Genomic DNA, 16260 nt, shown 5'->3' on the forward strand with positions numbered 1-16260 from the left:
GCTGCAGAGCCGTTCGGCACGGAACGACGTGACTCACGGCGGGAGCAGACATCGAACCTGGCTATGGTCCTCGGCATTGGCGACCGATCAGGCGTCAGCGAGGCCGGCAGGGACTGTAAGAAGTTCGGTGTGACTCCCGATCGTGGGAGTAGATCTGATGACCGAGATGATGTCTGGCGTGGAGCGCGTTGAGGAGCCGAGGGCTGGGGCTGGTCTGGATGGTTTGGATGAGCAACTTGTCGAGCAGTTGGTGGGTCGGGCCCCGGCCGGCGGGCTGCAGTTGACCGGCGAGGGTGGATTGTTGCAGCAGTTGACCAGGCGAGTGCTGGAATCCGCGCTCGAGGGCGAGATCACCGATCACCTGGGCTATGACAAACACGTTCCGGCCGGTCGTGGGACGGGCAACTCCCGCAACGGTGTGCGGTCCAAGACCGTGCTGACCGATGTCGGCGAGGTGAACATCGACGTGCCGCGGGACCGGGAGGCGAGTTTCGAGCCGCGGATCGTGGCGAAGCGCCAGAAGCGGCTGTCGGGTGTGGACGAGATGGTGATCTCGTCGTCGGCCAAAGGCCTGACCACCGGAGAGATCTCGGCGCACCTGGCCGAGGTGTATGGCGCGGAGGTGTCGCGGCAGCGATCTCCACGATCACCGGCAAGGTCGTGGAGGGCATGGTCGAGTGGCAGAACCGGCCCTTGGATGCGGTGTATCCGGTGGTGTTCATCGACGCGATCCACGTCAAGGTCCGCGATGGGCAGGTGTCGAACCGGCCGATCTATGTCGCGTTGGCGGTGACCTGCGAAGGACACCGCGACATCTTGGGGTTCGGCCGGTGATGGCGGTGAGGGCGCGAAGTACTGGCTGCATGTGCTGACCGAGCTCAAGAACCGCGGTGTCGCGGATGTGTTGATGGTGGTGTGTGACGGCCTGGCAGGGCTGCCGGATGCGATCGGCACCGTCTGGCCGCGGGCGATCACTCAGACCTGCATCGTGCACCTGCTCAGGAACAGCTTCCGGTACGCCGGCCGCCAGCACTGGACCGCGATCGCGAAGGCACTCAAGCCGGTCTACACCGCCCCGACCGAAGCCGCGGCCAAGGAACGCTTCACGGAGTTCGCCGAGGTCTGGGGCGGGCGTTACCCGGCGATCGTGAGGTTGTGGGACAACGCCTGGGCCGAGTTCGTTCCGTTCCTGGCTTTCGATCCCGAGATCCGCCGGGTGATCTGTTCGACCAACGCCATCGAGTCCGTCAACGCCCGGATCCGCCGCGCGGTCAAGGCCCGCGGGCATTTCCCCAACGAGCAAGCAGCACTGAAAATGCGTGTACCTCGCGGCGATGAGCCTGGACCCGATCGGCACCGGCCGCAAACGCTGGACGATGTGCTGGAAACCCGCACTCAACGCCTTCGAGATCGCCTTCGACGGCCGCCTCACCACCGACCGCAACTAACCTTCTCAACCCGAGTTACACCGTTCGTTTGACAGTCCCGGCCGGCAAAGTCATGGCAGGCATGACGCCGATGACGACGCCCTGGTTACGGCGAACCGATGAGGTCAGATGACGCGTATAGCAACGGGAACGTCTATGTCATCGCCGAATGGAGCAACTGTGCGCCGACTAATCGCTGGCCTAACCGTCCTCGTCGCTGCGCTGGGAGCAGTCTCCGTCTCTATCAGGTCTGCTGAAGCAGCGACCAATCCATTGCGCAATCTCGAAACGGCGGGTGTGGTGGGGGGGTTGCCCTTGCCGTCGTATGACGCTTCCGCGGTGGGGGGTGCGTCGGTGACGGTGGGTGCGGGTGGTGCGGTGGGTGGGGGTGGTGGTGGTTTTTCGGTGTCGGATGAGGGGGTGGCGGGTTATTCGGTGCCGTTGCGTGTTGTTGCGGGGCGGGGTGGTTTTGAGCCGGGGTTGTCGTTGAGCTATAGCAGTGGTGGGGGGAATGGTCAGGTTGGTGTGGGGTTTGGGTTGGGTGGTTTGTCGCAGGTTTCGCGGTGTGGGAGGACGGTGGGTCATGATGGTGTGGTGGAGGGGCCGCGTTTGAATGGTGGGGATCGTTTTTGTTTGGATGGGAAGCGGTTGAAGGCTGTTTCTGGGGTGTATGGGGCGGATGGTACTGAGTATCGGACGGTTCCGGATTCTCTGGTGCGGGTGCGGTCGTTGCGGCCTGCGGGGTCGGTGGGGGGTGGGCCGGCGGTGTTTACGGTGGAGTCGCCGGATGGTGTGATGCGGACGTTTGGGTCGGATGGGGTGTCGGCGTCGGTGTCGTCGGTGGTGGTTGGTGGGGGGCGGGTGAACGTTGGGTGGCCGTTGGGGCGTGCGCAGGATCGTTCGGGGAATGTGATCCAGTACAAGTACGGGACGCGGTCGGCTGGGGATGGCAGTGAGATCGAGCGGTGGGTGTCGTCGATTGTCTATGGCGGTGCGGGGAAGTTGGATCGGAGGGTCGAGTTTGGTTATGAGACTCGGCCGGATCCGGTGTTCGGGTTTCAGTACGGGGTGCGTCTTGAGGGTTTGCAGCGGTTGCGGTCGGTGACGATGAGTATCGATGCGGGTGGCTGGAAGCAGGCCCGGCAATACAAGTTGGTGTATCAGAACCTGGGGTCGACAAAGGTCAGCAAGCTGGAGCGAATCACCGAGTGTGGCGCGGTCGATACGGAGTGTCGGCGTCCGACGTTGTTTAAGTGGTCGCTGGGTGGTGTCGGGTTCGATGCCGGGGTGGAGCAGTTGTCGCCGACGCAGTCGTTGGTGCCGTCGACGGAGGACAGTCAGTTGGTGTCGGCGGATCTGAATGGTGATGGGCGGACGGATCTGGCGTGGCCGGAGGAGGATGGCTGGCGTTATTTGAGGGCGGAGTCGGTTACGAATGGTCCGGGCCGCTACTTGAGACATGTGACTGCTGGGTCGACCGGTGCGAATACGAAGGTGACGGGGTATCCGTTCGATTTCGACCTTGATGGCAGGGTTGATTTGTTGCCGCGGGAGCCGCAGAACATTGATTGGCGGCCGTGGCTGTCTCGGGATGATCTGAGTGCGCCGTTGCGGGCCCGGACGAGCTATTTCGGTGGTTTGACTAACGGCAGCACGGTTGACGGTCGTGCTCATGGTGGGATGTTCGGTGATTTCGACGGTGACGGGTACCAGGATGTGCTTGAGTACAACCAGGCTCAGGCCGGTGGGTTCATCTGGTCGTGGCGGCACCGTTCTGGGCTGGTTGGTGTGTTGGGTACTGATCCGCAGAATCCGGAGAAGTTGGCGTTCAGTGCGCCGATCCACCTGGGCCCCGGTGGTGTGCTTAGCGGGCTGAGCCCGCGGGACGTCATCGTCCTTGATGTGGATGGCGACGGTCGCGACGAGGTGGTTTATCGGCGGTCACTCCAGAAGGCTGGGGTGCTGGATGTGGCGAGGCCGTCGCTGCCGCATCCGGTCGCTGGAGCCTTTCACTCGGACGCTTTTAAGTTGGATATGAAGGTTTTGGATCTGAATGGCGATGGTCTGGCTGACGTCGTCACCAATGGCGGGAGTGGAGGACCGGACACGAAGTTGTATTACTGGCTGAATACTGGTCGTGGTTTTGCTGATCCTCAGCCGATGGGGGTTTCGTTGCCGGTTGATGGTTTGCCGGTCTCGGAGGTTGTGGATGCCGATGGTGACGGCCGTCACGACCTGCTGATTCCGAAGCAGGCCCTGAATTCTCCGAACTATGACGGGATGGAGCTGGTTCGTCCCGCCTTTTCGGCTGGTGGTGGGTTGGTGTTTGTGAAGTCGGCGACGCCGATCGGTTTTGCGCAGCGTTCGGCCGCGGTGTTGGCGGTGCAGGGTGTCCGGACGGTGGACGCGAATGGTGATGGTCTGGATGATGTAGTGCTGGTTGACAACCCGGACACCAACGATGACCCGACCAGGTTGATGCTTTACACCCATGCGGGTTCGGGCAGTAACGCGAAGCCGGATTTGTTGACCGAGATCCGTGAGGGCAACCAGTCTCCGACTGGCTCGACGCAGCCGAAGCCGACGGTCAGCGTGACGTATGCGCCGACGACCGATACGGGTGTCTACAAGCCTGGTTCGTGTGGTCAGACCGGGCATGTGAGCTGTCTGCGGGGCGAGGCGAACCGTCACGTCGTGAAGCGGGTTGAGCGTGACGCGGGGGTCGACGATGTGGACCAGGTGATCCGTTCGGTTTATGTGTATCGCGATGGCCGAGTCGACAAGCGGTCGCAGCAGTTCCTGGGGTTTGCTGAGCGGCGGGTGACCACGACGGTGCCTGGCCGTGACGACAAGTTGGTGGAGCGTTCGTTCTTCTCGAACACGACGCCGTATCAGGATCCGCGTCTGGTGGAGCAGTGGAGTGTCCGGGCGATCCCGGGCGGCAAGCAGTCGCTGGAGCGCAGTGTGTTGTCGTGGGGGAAGAAGGTGACGCCGGGGGGGAGTTTCTTCAACTACGTGGCGGTCGAGAGGCGGCAAAGTTATGAGTTCGCGTCGGTGGCGTGTTGCCTTGCGACGTGGTCGCCGAGTCAGTTCGATGCCCAGAACAAGCCGTTCTTCAAGGAAGCGGTTCGTGCGGTCGACGAGGTCGATGACTACGGCAATGTCCGCAAGGAAAGAGCGTCGTCGGCTGGGGGTGGGCATTTCGCCGAAGTGACGGTGACGATGACACCGGATCTGGATGTGGCGAATTGGCTGGTGGCGCGGCCGCACCGGGTTCAGGTCACCGATCGGGTCGTTCCGGCCGGGCAGCCGGCCGCTCAGGAGACCCGCACCACCGATTACAGCTACGATCCGGGCCACGTCCGGGTCAAGCAGCAGAAGACGTTCGGGACCGATGCCGTCCAGGGCAAGGTGCTGGTCACGGAGTTCGGTTACGACGCGTCGGGCACCATGAACCGCGCCAAGGCGCGGGATGCGAAGTCCGGTGAGGTGCGCGAAGCCACCGCGGTGGCCGACATGTTCGGGTTCCCGCATGCGACGATGAACGCTCTGGGCCAGGTGGCCCGCACCGGTTATGACCCGGTGCTGGGTGTTCCGAAGGTGATCGTTGACGTCAACGGGCTGCGCACTGACGTCACCTATGACACGCTGGGCCGGGTGCGGAAGACCCGCACACCCAGTGGTGCCGAGCAGGTCAGTGAGTATGGGCTGGAGCAGGTCGGTGGGCAGAACCTGGTCCGTGTCAGGGTTTCGGACGCGTCGGGGGCGTTGGCCGAGTCGGTGCTGGATCGGGCCGGCCGGGTGAAGCTGGAGCGGTTCAAGGGCTTCGATGCCAAGATGCGGCAGCGGGAGAGCACCTATGAGGCCGCGGGCAATCTGATCGCCCGCCGCGACTATCGCACTGTCGGGGGCACTGCCCCGGTCACCCAGACCCGTTATTCCTACGACGATGCCGGCCGCATCCGGCAACTGACGGCCGCTGACGGCACGGTTCAGAAGTGGACTTACGCGGAGCGGACCACGTATGCGACCGACGCCCGCAACAATGTGAAGGTCACGGTTGTCGATCCGCGTGGATCGGTGATCCGTTCTGCTGACGGCTACTCCAGTGCTCACGTGCGGGAGTTCGTCAACGGGCCGTTCGGGACGCTGCTGAGTTCTCAGACGATGAATGTTCCGGCCAGCCGGAACACGTTCGTCTATGACGAACGTGGCAACCTACGGGTCAGCACCGACGCCGAGCGGGGCACGACGACCGCGGTCTATAACGCGTTCGGTGAGGTCATCGGGTCGGTGGATGCGTTGGGCCGGGAAACGACCACGGGTTATGACGTGCTCGGCCGCCCGCAGACTGTCACGGTCAAGAAGGGCGAGGCCGTCACCAGTGTGTTGTCGAATGTTTATGACGGTGACGGCAGCCGCGGGGCGGCCAAGGGCAAGTTGTTGCGGACCGAGTGGTCCGATCTGAGCAGTGGCGCTGCGAGGACCACCAAGATCGACTACAGCTACGACGAACTGTCCCGGCTCAGCAGCGTCGCGCACCAGGTCCCGGCAGTGTCGGATCCGGCGTTGCCGGAGTCGTTGTCGGCGTCGTTCGACTACGACAAGTTCGGGCGGACGACCGCGGTGCGCTACCCGACCTTGCCCGGTCATGCGTCCGGGGTCAAGGTCGGCTACGACTACGCCTCCGCTGCGACGAGCAACGGGCGGCTGCAGACGGTCCGCACCCTCGAGCCGGCCGGTGACGCGGGCGTGTTGTGGACCGCGAAGACCACCGATGACCGTGACCGGCTCACCACGGAGGAAACCGGTGACGGGGTCACCACCACCACGGTGTTCGACCAGATGAACCGGGCAACGTCGATCACCAACCGCACCAACGTGACGGACGCTGAACCGTCGGCGCTGTTGCAGGCCGAGAACTACACCTACGACGATGCCGGGAACCTGGAAACCCGGAAGCGCCAAGACCAGGGCCAGGCCCCGGTGACCGAGTTGTTCGGTTACGACGCACTGAACCGGGTCATGAAAGCCACGGTCAAGCACTCGCCCACCCCCGGCGGGCCGGAAGTGTCGTTCCTGGGCGATTCCTGGGGCTACGACTTCCTGGGCAACGTGACGTCCAGCAAGCGCCGGGGAACCTACACCTACGACCAGAACAAACCGACCCAGGTCACCTCGATCACCGGCGGCATCTTCGGCAACCGGACCTATGGTTACGACGCCATCGGGCGTCAGACCACCCGTCCGGGCGGCACCATCGCCTACAACGACCTCGACCTGCCGTCGAAGATGACCAACACCACCGGTGGCACGACCGCGGAGTTCCTCTACTACGGCGACGGGCAACGCGCCCGCAAGACCACCAGGAACATCACCACGACCTACCTGCCCGGTCTCTACGAGCGGCACACAACCGCCACCAAGACCGAGCACCGGTTGCTCGTCGCTGGTGGCGGGACCGGCAGCGCGACCCTGCGCTACACCCAACCGGCCGGCGCGTCGGTCGTGCTCAAGAATCCGACGCTCTACAACCACACCGACCGGCTCGGCTCGACCAGCCTGGTCACCAGCCACAACGCCACCACCGGCTACAAAGCCAAAGTCGAGGAGAACCGCTCCTACGACACCTACGGACTGGCCCGCAACCCCGACTGGCGCACCAGCGACGCCGGCTACACCACCGGGATCCAGCCCGAAACCCTCGAACAAGGCTTCACCGGACACGAAGACGACCGCGAACTCGGCCTCGTCAACATGAAGGGACGCATCTACGACCCCACCCTGGCCCGCTTCACCACCCCCGACCCCAACGTCGACGGAGCCAACCCCTCCCAAGCCTGGAACCGCTACACCTACGTCGGCAACAACCCCCACAAATACACCGACCCCACCGGCTACCAAATCTGCGTCGGCGGCAACGGCGGCTTGCTGGAAACAGCCTGCCACGACGGCGGCGCCGGCAGCGAAGGCGGCCCCGGAGGCAGCGGCACCATCTTCGACGGCGGCAACCCCGGAACAGCCGGCAGCCCAGGATCACCCAACCCCCACAGCCACTACGAAACCAAACCCGACCTCAACCGAACCCAAGCAGTCATTAAGGAGATCAACGCCGGATCGGCCCCCACAACAGCATCAGGCATCACCATCCACCCCGGCACGAGTTACACGACCAAGAACGGGCACTTCGTCGGTCCGGCCGGCTGCGAACTCGTAGGAACCTGTATCGGGTACGTCCTCGACGAGGTTACCGTCGTCGGCCCGAAGTTGGAGATCCCCAACCAGCAGCCCACTGTCGCCGGAGGCGCTTGGTGCGCCCCGGCTGTGGGATGCCCGCAGGGAGACCAGGCCGCGGCAAACAGCGGGAAGGGCTCAGGAAGCGACGGCGACAACGGCGGCGCAGGCGGAGCCGGCGGCGCAGGCGGCCTCGAGACGATTGGTAACACGGATGGCGCGGCTGGCGCGGCAGGAGCCAATGGTCAAGGTGACTACATGCCGGGATCGTCCGCGTCCATGGGCGTGAACGTATGGGTGGGGCCCTTCGCGGTGGCGTTCCGAGCCGGAGGCGGAATCGACAAAAACGGGATTACTCAGATGTCAATTTCAGCGACAGCTGCCGTATCCGCTCTCGGCACGGATTGGACGGATAGGTGGCCCGCGCTGAAGCCATACTCGATTGATCTCCTGCTCGGCACCGTGGCTCTGACACAGCATGGATTCACTGCGTCCTCCGGAGGAAATATCGGCGGGTCGATAGGGAACAACGGAGCGATGACCGATGGAAGGTCCGTGTGGGTCGGAGGCGGCAGCGGTTCGGTCGTTAGTCCATACCTATCGCGAGGACCATATCCGGGAGGCGTCAATTATCGAGTGGGGGTCACGGTTCCCCTAAATTAACTGCCCATAGATCGCGAATTGTCATTGCCGAAGCGTCCGCACCGAGTACTTCTTGGAGCGGACGCTTCGTCATGTGCGTCTGGCTGATGTCTAGTGGTGCCCCCGTCCCCGAAATCCTCCTCGGTTGGGATATTTAGTGCATGCGAGCTGACCATCTTCGATCTGGTCGTGACCGCACGTGAACCGATGGCGATCGTAGGTGCGTACTGTCATATGTAGCGAAGTGGCCTTCGAGCTACTAGTGGCGTCCTAAACGGCCCGATCTGACCTCATCGCAATGGCCCGAGCAAGTGGAAAAGCTCGACTGCTTCCGCGCTGAAATCAAGATCTCGACAAGGACCGCGATCTATATTGGGTGGCGAATATGCTGACAATATTTTGGTCCGGAGAGGTTACGCAGTGACAGCGATTCACATGTACACTGAGCGCCCCGCGCCAGATTTTGCAGTATATGTATTCGACTCGGCAGGACGGGTCCTGCTGACCAAGTCCACGTGCTCGACGTTGGGTCGCGCGATGTGGACCAACAGTTATACTGGCCGTGCAGAGGATGGCTCGCTTGCCAGTATTACAGAAAGAATGGAGGCGACCATCGGCTTGGCGGCAAGGTCCATCGATGTGATCTTGCCGCGACTGGCTTGTCAGTATCAGGTGGGTGACAACAATTGGCCGTCGGCGTATTGTGTCCTTTATGCCAGATCTGACGGGTATCCACGGTTAGATTCCACGGTTGTTAAGGACTATCGTTGGGCAAACTGGTCCGATCTCGTAGCGGCTGTGCTGTCGCAGCATGCCGTCCTTACACCTTGGTGCCGGCAACAGATAGCTACGCTCAGCAGGCTGGGGCCGCCGGCGGGGTGGTCTACGCTCGAGGATTTATCCGCGTAGTTAGAGCCGATATGCAACGGTCGGTACATGTCCAGTCGACGCTCTTCAAAGCGGCGAATCGGCACGTTTGGCCTTGTGGCATGGCTGCTATCGGGCCTGCTATGCAGACGCTCTTGGACGTCATCCAACGTGTCCTAATTTGCTCACGGCATCGTATCGCCTACAACTGCGTCATAAGACTTGATTTCAACTGGTAGTGCCCTCAGATCTGCCGCCTCGGGAAATACCCCGAATCCCTGATGGCGGTAGGTGGCCGGACGACATCACCCCTGCGTCGTCCTGCCACTCTTTTCTCGCTCAGTGGACGCCACCCCACATGGACCGCTGGGTTTCCCCTCGTAGCGTCGAACCATCCCCTCAGCCTCGATCCGCCGATCGAGGCGCTGATTCCGGCCAGCCCGATCCCGCGCCACTTGGTACGGCGCACCGGGAAAGCAAGTCTCACTCGCCGCCAAACCACGTCACGAGACTGCCGGTAGCTGGAACAAGGGCTCCTCAGACACGCGGTGTGCCAGGTCTGCGCACCTTCTGTCCGACGCAGAAGCCGGTCTCGCGATGCGGTTGATGTGATCACCCCGGAATCCGACATCCAGCTCTGCAATCGGTCTTCAACCTCCAATGGCATCATCTGGGCGAACTCCGCTGACACACCCAAGGACCCGGGCGGATCGCTGTTACGGGCTCGGCAAACTTCGACTTAGCGAGGACGACCTCATGGCCAATCCGTTCGAGAAGGAGGACGGCGACTACCTCGTGCTCGCCAACGATCTCGGGCGATACTCGTTGTGGTCGGCTCAGTTTCTCCGCCGCTCACCGAACCGCCTCGTCCAGCGAGCAGTCTTCAACGCTCGCGGACATCTTCGAGCGCCAGGTCAACCTCTTCCCCGATGCAGTCGCGCTCGAATTCGGCGATACCCGCCTCTCGTACCGTGAGGTAGACAACCACGCCAATCGGCTCTCCGGCTTGCTGTCGGACCTTGGTGTCGGTCGTGAACACGTGGTCGCGGTTCTACTTGCACGGAGCGATCTACTGATCGTCGCGGAGTTGCCTGTTGCCAAGGCCGCTGCGACCTTCCTGCCGCTCGATGTGTCAAGCCCTGCCGACAGGCTGCAGTTCTTTCTCTCCGATGCGGACCCGGCGTGCATCATCGCTACCTCTGCGGGCCGGCCCGCACTCGGCGCCGCAGTGCCACGTCAGCCGCCCGGCATCCACTTTGTGGGAACCAAACGCGACAGCCACGTCGAGGTCAGCACGACCGATCCGTGCTGGGGCCGGCGCGGCGGAAGGCACGGTGTCCACGGCCAAAATAGGCACGTTCCGGACCGCATTGATGTCGGGTCGTCTGCTTGCGCCCACGCAGTGCGGACCACGATCCCTGCTGATCCAGTGGATTCCGCGGCGGTCAGCCACGGCATCGTCCTCGCGCAGATCCGTACCCTGTGCGGCCCGGTCTCTGGGCGTACCGGTGGCATTTCGGGTACCGCTCGAACGTTTCACCGACGGCACCGGAAGGCAGCAGCGCCGCGGTCATCGTGACCAACAGCAAGGTCTCGGAGTACCGGCTCTCGCCGAGCGCATCAAGAGCTCTGGTAGGCGATGACGACCAACCAGGGCCAAGACTCCGCGTTCCCGCTCGTGAGGCGGGTTGGGTTGAGTGCTGCGGAGATGTTCGGGCCTCGGCGTCCCGTGCGGGTTGCCCGGGCCAGGTCGATTCCGCGGCGTCCGGTGCCGGGCTTGGCATTGGTGATGTCGACCATGGCCGCATCGAGGTCAACTTTGGTACCAGACTGGGGGGCAGCTAGGGGCCCAGATCGTGCCGCCGTCGCTGGCCTGGCCGGTGTCGGTATCCGAAGCGAGGACCGGTGTGGTCGGCTTGCACCATGCACGGGGATTGAGCAAGCACGATCATTACTCCTGAGGGATTGGAACAGCGGCCGACCGCCAAGTCGCAAGCGCTGGAGAACTGGTAGGCAGCCAGGTGAGATGAACACGAAGTGCTGCACTCGTCTCTTCTGGCTGTTGAAGACAGATCTTGTCGCCACCGGCGGCGTCCATCCGTTGCAGAAGTGATGCGCAGATCCGCGGCAGGCCTCGGAACGCGGCTGTGGGCTCACGAAGGCTAGCGGTTCGGTTTGGTCCCAATGATCATGCTGCAGTATCCGAATGTTGCCTTCAGTTGCAGGTCTGCGAACCCCGCTTCGGCGAGGACCTTTGATATCTCAGACGTTGAGTACTGCTCGCCTGAGTTCCAGCTGAGCATCTCGACGGCGAAGGCCGCGGCGGCGAAGGGGCCGGTCTTGTCGGCGTCGTAGAAGACCTGGTGGACGATGGCCCGGCCGCCGGGTGGCAGGGAGGCGAAGCTCTTTCTGGCAAGGAAGCCGCATTTCTCAATCGGTTGGGTGTGGAATACGTACGAATAGAGATGAAGGTCTGCGGCCGGGAAGGGGTCCGTCCACATGTCCCCGGCCCGCATCTGCACCCTGTCGCTGAGGCCTTGACGCTCCACATCTTCTTGCGCTATCGCAGTGACGTATTCCAGGTCGAAGACGGTTGCGCGCAGATTGGGCCATTTCCGGACAGCTGCCATGGCGTGTGTCGCTGGACCACCTCCGATGTCGAGAAGCATGCGGTTCTCAGTGAGATCCAACAGTTCGGGCCAGGTGGATGCCGAAGCGCCGATGCTGCGCATGGCGGCGACGAAGCTGTCAGGCTGCCTCATTCGCCATTCTGGGGTGTGGCCTTGGGGTGCATCATCCAGAACCGCCTTCTCCAGCGTCTCGAAGGTGAAGAGCTTGTGGTTCTCGATCATGAAGTCCCAATAGGCGCCGAAGTAGTCGGGGCCACCCGGGGTCAGATACCTCGTCGCCACCGGCGTCAAGTGGTAGTTGCCAGCTCTGTTCTCCAGGAAGCCCAGCGAGCAGGCCACGCTCAAGATCGCCTGTGCCGGGCGGCGCTCAAGCTGCGTGGCCCGGCACAGCTCGGCCAGGCTCGCGGGACCGTCCGCCAACATCGCGAAGATCCGCAGTTTGTGGGCTATCAGCACCGCAGGGTATCCGAAGGCTCCGAAGACCACGTCCCACAGTTTCTTGTCATCGGGCCGGCCGCCAGTGGGATGCTGTGCACTTTGATCATTCATCTCTTCACACCGTCCGATCCTCAGTCGCCCACGACCGTCTCGAAGGAGATCGACACTCCGTGCAGGGGTGGAACCACCGGCCCTGTTCCGCGCATGACGATTCTCGTGAGGAGGGAGGAGCCAGCAATTGGTTCCGCCCGAACGTCGACAAAGCCGATCTGTACTCCGCCCAGCAGGACTGCGTGAACCGCACGGCCGTCGGTGGTTCGGCGTGACGGGTACGTTGACGCCAGTTGGGCGATGACCTGCGCATCGTGCCGGGGATCCTCGCTCAGAAGCTCGATCATTGAAATCCCGGGAGTTCCGTTCTGGTGATCCGTGGTGCCCGGCAGCCAGACCAGGTCCGGTGTCATCTGATGACAGGCCAGTATTGTCAGGTGCGGCATCCCGGGCAGAACCTCAGGGGGAAGCTGAACAAGCTGGAACTCCGCCTCGACGAGCGCGCCCTCCAGATCTACCCGCCGAGAGAAATGCCTCACTGGCGACGGGGACAGCCCGGCTTCCTGCCATGTCGCAGCGAGCGAGGCGGCATCCTGGCATCTCAGCGACATCACTGCGAGCCCTTCACCATGCTGGGACAGGTAACTCTGGTACCTGTCGCTCACCGGGTTCGGTTCAGACGTCCGAGGATCGAGAAGCTCCAGGTATTGGCCGTCTTGTAGCATGACGCATCTGTTCCGGGAGCCGACCATGTGATGGCCCTCAGGCGTCAGCGTGAAGCCCAGGTGCTCGAAATGTGCCGCGGCGGCGTCAAGGTCGTGCACCACGACGCATAGCCGGTCCACTGTCAGTGCTCCGGATGCCACTTCAACTCCTCGTGGTGTGGCCAAGCTCTGTCGACTTGCGAACGTCGCGTCCTGCGGCCAGCGGTGGGATCACGTGCTCGGCGAAGAGTTCCAGTGAGCGGCAGACGCGATCGTGATGGAGGTTGCCGAAGGCGAAGATGCCGACGAAGTCGTCCATGCTGGCCTCGTCGCGGAGTCGCTCGATCTTGTCGCGGACTCGTCGCGGGTCACCGATGATGACGATGTCCTCAGCGTCGAGCCGCTCGAAGTCGAGCGGCCCAAGGCGTTTGAGCGCCTTCCCGACCAGGTAACGCCAGCGATCCGGCGATGCTTCTTGCGGAGGGTCTTCACGCGCGTCGGCGAAGCGGATGAAGTGGCGGAAGAGTTCCGGCACTGCTTCGTCCATGGCCTTAGCAGTGGTGTCCGCAACGTAGACAGGACGGAAGAATCTGACGCTCGGCCGGCCGGGGTAGGCATCAACGAGCGGCGTACTGCCGTCGTGGTCGGGGGGTTCAACCCGACTGGTGGGCCCGGGTGTTGACCGGTGGTAGAGCGTGGCCATCGTCTTCGCATCCTCGAAGGTCTCGTAGATGCGGGCGATGGGGATGTTGCGCTCGGCGCACCAGCGGGTCGACTCGGCTGAGAACACGGCCTGGCACAGCGGCGGGTAAGGCTGCTGCACCGGTTTGGGGACCAGAGTCACATCGGTGTACCGGTGGAACTCACCGCTGAAGTCGAACGCGTCGCTGGTGAAGGCAGTCAGGAGAATCTGGACGGCTTCCTCGAAGCGTGGCTTGGCCTCCGTCATCGACATGCCGTACTTGGCGAACTCGTCCGGGGCGACCCCGCTGCCGATGCCGAGGTTCAACCGGCCGCAAGAGATCTGGTCGATCATGCCGATCTCCTCCGCGAGGCGAAGCGGATCGTAGAGCGGCAGAACAGTGACCATATTGCCGAGGCGAATGCGATCTGTTCTCGCCGCGATGGCGGCAAGCAGAGTATTGGGGGAGGGCAGCGTGGCGTAGTTCGAGAAGTGGTGCTCGGCAAGCCAGACCTCGTCGTACCCCAGGCGGTCGGCGAGCTCGACCTCCTGAAGGTACTGCTCGTACATCTGCGCTGTCGGCATGTCGCGTTCCTGGAAGTAGGCGAACCAGCCGAACCTCATCGGTCCACCCGCCGAACCTCTTGTTCGCCGTGAGCAGTCAGGAGTTGGAGCAGCTTGCGTCGCATCAGCATGCCGGCCCGGTCGCTGGGCATATGTTGCTGGGCGGACAGGTCGAGAGGTACGTCAGGGTCGACGGACTCGAGGATCAGCCGGTCCTCGTGGGCGATGGCGGTGATCTCAGCAACAGCCGCGGCCGCGGCGACGTTCTCTTCGGCGTCGTTTCGCATCAGCACGCAGGAGAATTGGCAGGCTGCGTCGGAGATGGGGGTGTAGGAGACCAGGCTGATCGATTCAGTGCCTGAGGGAAAGCGGATGCGCACCCGTACGGTGAAGGGGATGTACCAGGTCAGCTCCCGGGTCAGCAGTGTGGGTTCTCGGCTCTGGCCGGCGGCTGCGTCGCGCAGAACGTTGCCGAAGTTTCGGATCGTGAAACGGAACAGCAGACCGTTCGCCGTCTCCTCGAGAGCATCGACGGCCATGGGCTCGGCATTGCCGGGGTCTCCGAAGGTGGAGCCGTGGACGAAGTGGTGATGGGAATTGTCGAAGAAGTTGTCGATCCCCGCGAGGCTGCTGCAGCCGAAGACATCTCGTTCAAGATGCATGGCTCGGAACCTGGAGTCCTCGGCTTGCGGGATGTCAGGAATGTCGTCGAGCGGCTCGTCCAGGCAAACCCAGGCATAGCCGTAGCGTTCCTTGCAATGGAACGCAGCGATACGGTAGCTGCGCGGGATCGTGTGTGCGGGGGACTGTGGTACGGCGACGCATTGTCCTTGACGGTTGTACTCCCAGCCGTGATACGGACACTGGAGGTTGCCGTTGATGCTCGCGCCGCGGGACAGCCGCGCAAAGCGGTGGCAGCAGCGGTCGATGGCCGCGGCAGGGTGGTCGTCTGGGTCCATCCAGACGACGATCTCCTGTCCTAGCAAAGTAAAGGGCTGCGGCCCGGCCCGAAGCTCATCGATGCGCAGTGTTGGATACCAGAATCGGCGAAGTACCGGCTGGGCAGTCACCAGCATGGGGGTCCTCTTTCACAGCTCTGGGAAGGATTGGCGGTCGGGGGCGGAAGTGGTGCGTACCCGTACTCCGGCTCGCTCCTCCTGGAGCATGAACGCCGATACCGAGTCCTTATCTGCCCAGCCGCGGACCATTCCCTGGATCATCTCCTGCTCGACCAGGCTCGCGATCAAGGTCGGCACGTTGTGCTCGCGGGCCAGGGCCGTTGCCAGACCGATGTCTTTGCGGGAGTGTTTGAGGGCGAAGCGGGCGTTGTCGAAGTCGCCGGTGAAGACGATCTCCGGGATGAGATGCCGTAGGAGTAGGCCCTGCCCGACGGCACCTGCTTTGAGGGCCTCCAGCAACGCTTCGGGGCCGAGGCCGGCCTTGACGCCCAGGGTGAAGGCTTCGGACAGCAGCGCACGGGTGCAGATGCCGACCATGTTGTGGAGGAGTTTGGCGATGCATCCGGAGCCGATCGGACCCGTGTGGACGACGATGGTTGCGAAGGTCTCCAGCAAGGGGCGTACGTCGTCGATCGTCTGCGGATCTCCGCCGACCATCAGGCCGAGGGTTCCGTGCTCGGCGCCGACGAGGCCTCCGCTGACCGGGGCGTCCAGCACGCGGACACCCAGGTCACGGAACTCGGCATCAATACGGCGGATCAGCTCGTGTGCGCTGGTCGAAAGATCAACGTAAACGGTACCCGGCTGGACACCTTCGATCAGGCCGCCCTTACCGAGCGCCACCTCCTCGACTTCCACCTGACTGGGCAACGAGGTGAAGACGACTTCGGCGGTCCGTGCTGCGTCGGAGGCGCGATCTGCCCAGACCAGGTCTAGGCCGGCGAATCGGTCGTCGGTGCGATCCGCACCGGGATCGCACAGTGTTAGACGGTGCCCGGCACGGGCCAGGTGAACAGCCATAGAGGCGCCCATGTTGCCGACGCCGATGAACGAGATCCTCAT

General features: G+C 63.1%; 8 protein-coding genes and 2 pseudogenes. 5 read left to right on the plus strand and 5 right to left on the minus strand.

The window, feature by feature from the left end; genetic code table 11:
• Positions 1 to 169 precede the first annotated feature (169 nt).
• From ACQPYM_RS09120 to ACQPYM_RS09140, 5 genes and pseudogenes are all read left to right on the plus strand, one after another.
• A pseudogene (locus tag ACQPYM_RS09120) lies at positions 170 to 1448 on the plus strand (IS256 family transposase).
• Positions 1449 to 1583: 135 nt separating this feature from the next.
• Positions 1584 to 1931, plus strand: a pseudogene (locus ACQPYM_RS09125) (hypothetical protein); the annotation flags it as partial.
• A gap of 405 nt (positions 1932 to 2336) precedes the next feature.
• Positions 2337 to 8324 carry an FG-GAP-like repeat-containing protein gene (locus ACQPYM_RS09130; RefSeq protein WP_433023217.1) on the plus strand — a complete coding sequence of 1996 codons (5988 nt, stop codon included), beginning with the start codon at positions 2337 to 2339 and terminating at the stop codon, positions 8322 to 8324.
• 1602 nt (positions 8325 to 9926) lie between these two features.
• The gene (locus ACQPYM_RS09135) at positions 9927 to 10145 is read left to right on the plus strand and encodes an MbtH family NRPS accessory protein (protein ID WP_433017809.1); all 219 of its coding nucleotides are present in this window, start codon (positions 9927 to 9929) and stop codon (positions 10143 to 10145) included.
• Positions 10069 to 10749 (plus strand): AMP-binding protein, encoded by a 681-nt coding sequence (locus tag ACQPYM_RS09140; RefSeq protein WP_433023219.1) that lies wholly within the window; start codon positions 10069 to 10071, stop codon positions 10747 to 10749. The genes ACQPYM_RS09135 and ACQPYM_RS09140 overlap by 77 nt, the downstream gene beginning before the upstream one ends.
• Positions 10750 to 11332: 583 nt before the next feature.
• Here ACQPYM_RS09140 and ACQPYM_RS09145 read toward each other — a convergent pair.
• From ACQPYM_RS09145 to ACQPYM_RS09165, 5 genes are read right to left on the minus strand one after another with little or no spacing between them, the layout of a single operon-like run.
• Positions 11333 to 12349: a methyltransferase gene (locus ACQPYM_RS09145; RefSeq protein WP_433017812.1), complete on the minus strand. Its 1017-nt coding sequence runs from the start codon at positions 12347 to 12349 to the stop codon at positions 11333 to 11335.
• 20 nt (positions 12350 to 12369) lie between these two features.
• Positions 12370 to 13155, minus strand: coding sequence for a VOC family protein (locus ACQPYM_RS09150; protein ID WP_433017815.1), 786 nt, complete (start codon positions 13153 to 13155; stop codon positions 12370 to 12372).
• A 1-nt stretch (position 13156) separates the two neighbouring features.
• On the minus strand, positions 13157 to 14299 hold the full coding sequence (locus tag ACQPYM_RS09155; RefSeq protein WP_433017818.1) for an LLM class flavin-dependent oxidoreductase: 1143 nt from the start codon (positions 14297 to 14299) through the stop codon (positions 13157 to 13159).
• Positions 14296 to 15315 carry a Rieske 2Fe-2S domain-containing protein gene (locus ACQPYM_RS09160; RefSeq protein WP_433017821.1) on the minus strand — a complete coding sequence of 340 codons (1020 nt, stop codon included), beginning with the start codon at positions 15313 to 15315 and terminating at the stop codon, positions 14296 to 14298. Before ACQPYM_RS09160 ends, ACQPYM_RS09155 begins: the two co-directional genes overlap by 4 nt.
• Positions 15316 to 15327: 12 nt before the next feature.
• A complete protein-coding gene (locus ACQPYM_RS09165; protein ID WP_433017824.1) occupies positions 15328 to 16260 on the minus strand; it encodes an NAD(P)-dependent oxidoreductase in 933 nt (310 codons plus the stop codon).

The organism is Kribbella sp. CA-294648 (assembly GCF_050943845.1).
GTDB lineage: Bacteria > Actinomycetota > Actinomycetes > Propionibacteriales > Kribbellaceae > Kribbella.

Excerpts from the sequence above, each read along its gene's own strand:
- ACQPYM_RS09135 (WP_433017809.1), top strand. The coding sequence starts at position 9,927 with ATGGCCAATCCGTTCGAGAAGGAGGACGGCGACTACCTCGTGCTCGCC.
- ACQPYM_RS09145 (WP_433017812.1), bottom strand. The coding sequence starts at position 12,349 with ATGAATGATCAAAGTGCACAGCATCCCACTGGCGGCCGGCCCGATGAC.
- ACQPYM_RS09155 (WP_433017818.1), bottom strand. The coding sequence starts at position 14,299 with ATGAGGTTCGGCTGGTTCGCCTACTTCCAGGAACGCGACATGCCGACA.
- ACQPYM_RS09160 (WP_433017821.1), bottom strand. The coding sequence starts at position 15,315 with ATGCTGGTGACTGCCCAGCCGGTACTTCGCCGATTCTGGTATCCAACA.
- ACQPYM_RS09165 (WP_433017824.1), bottom strand. The coding sequence starts at position 16,260 with ATGAGGATCTCGTTCATCGGCGTCGGCAACATGGGCGCCTCTATGGCT.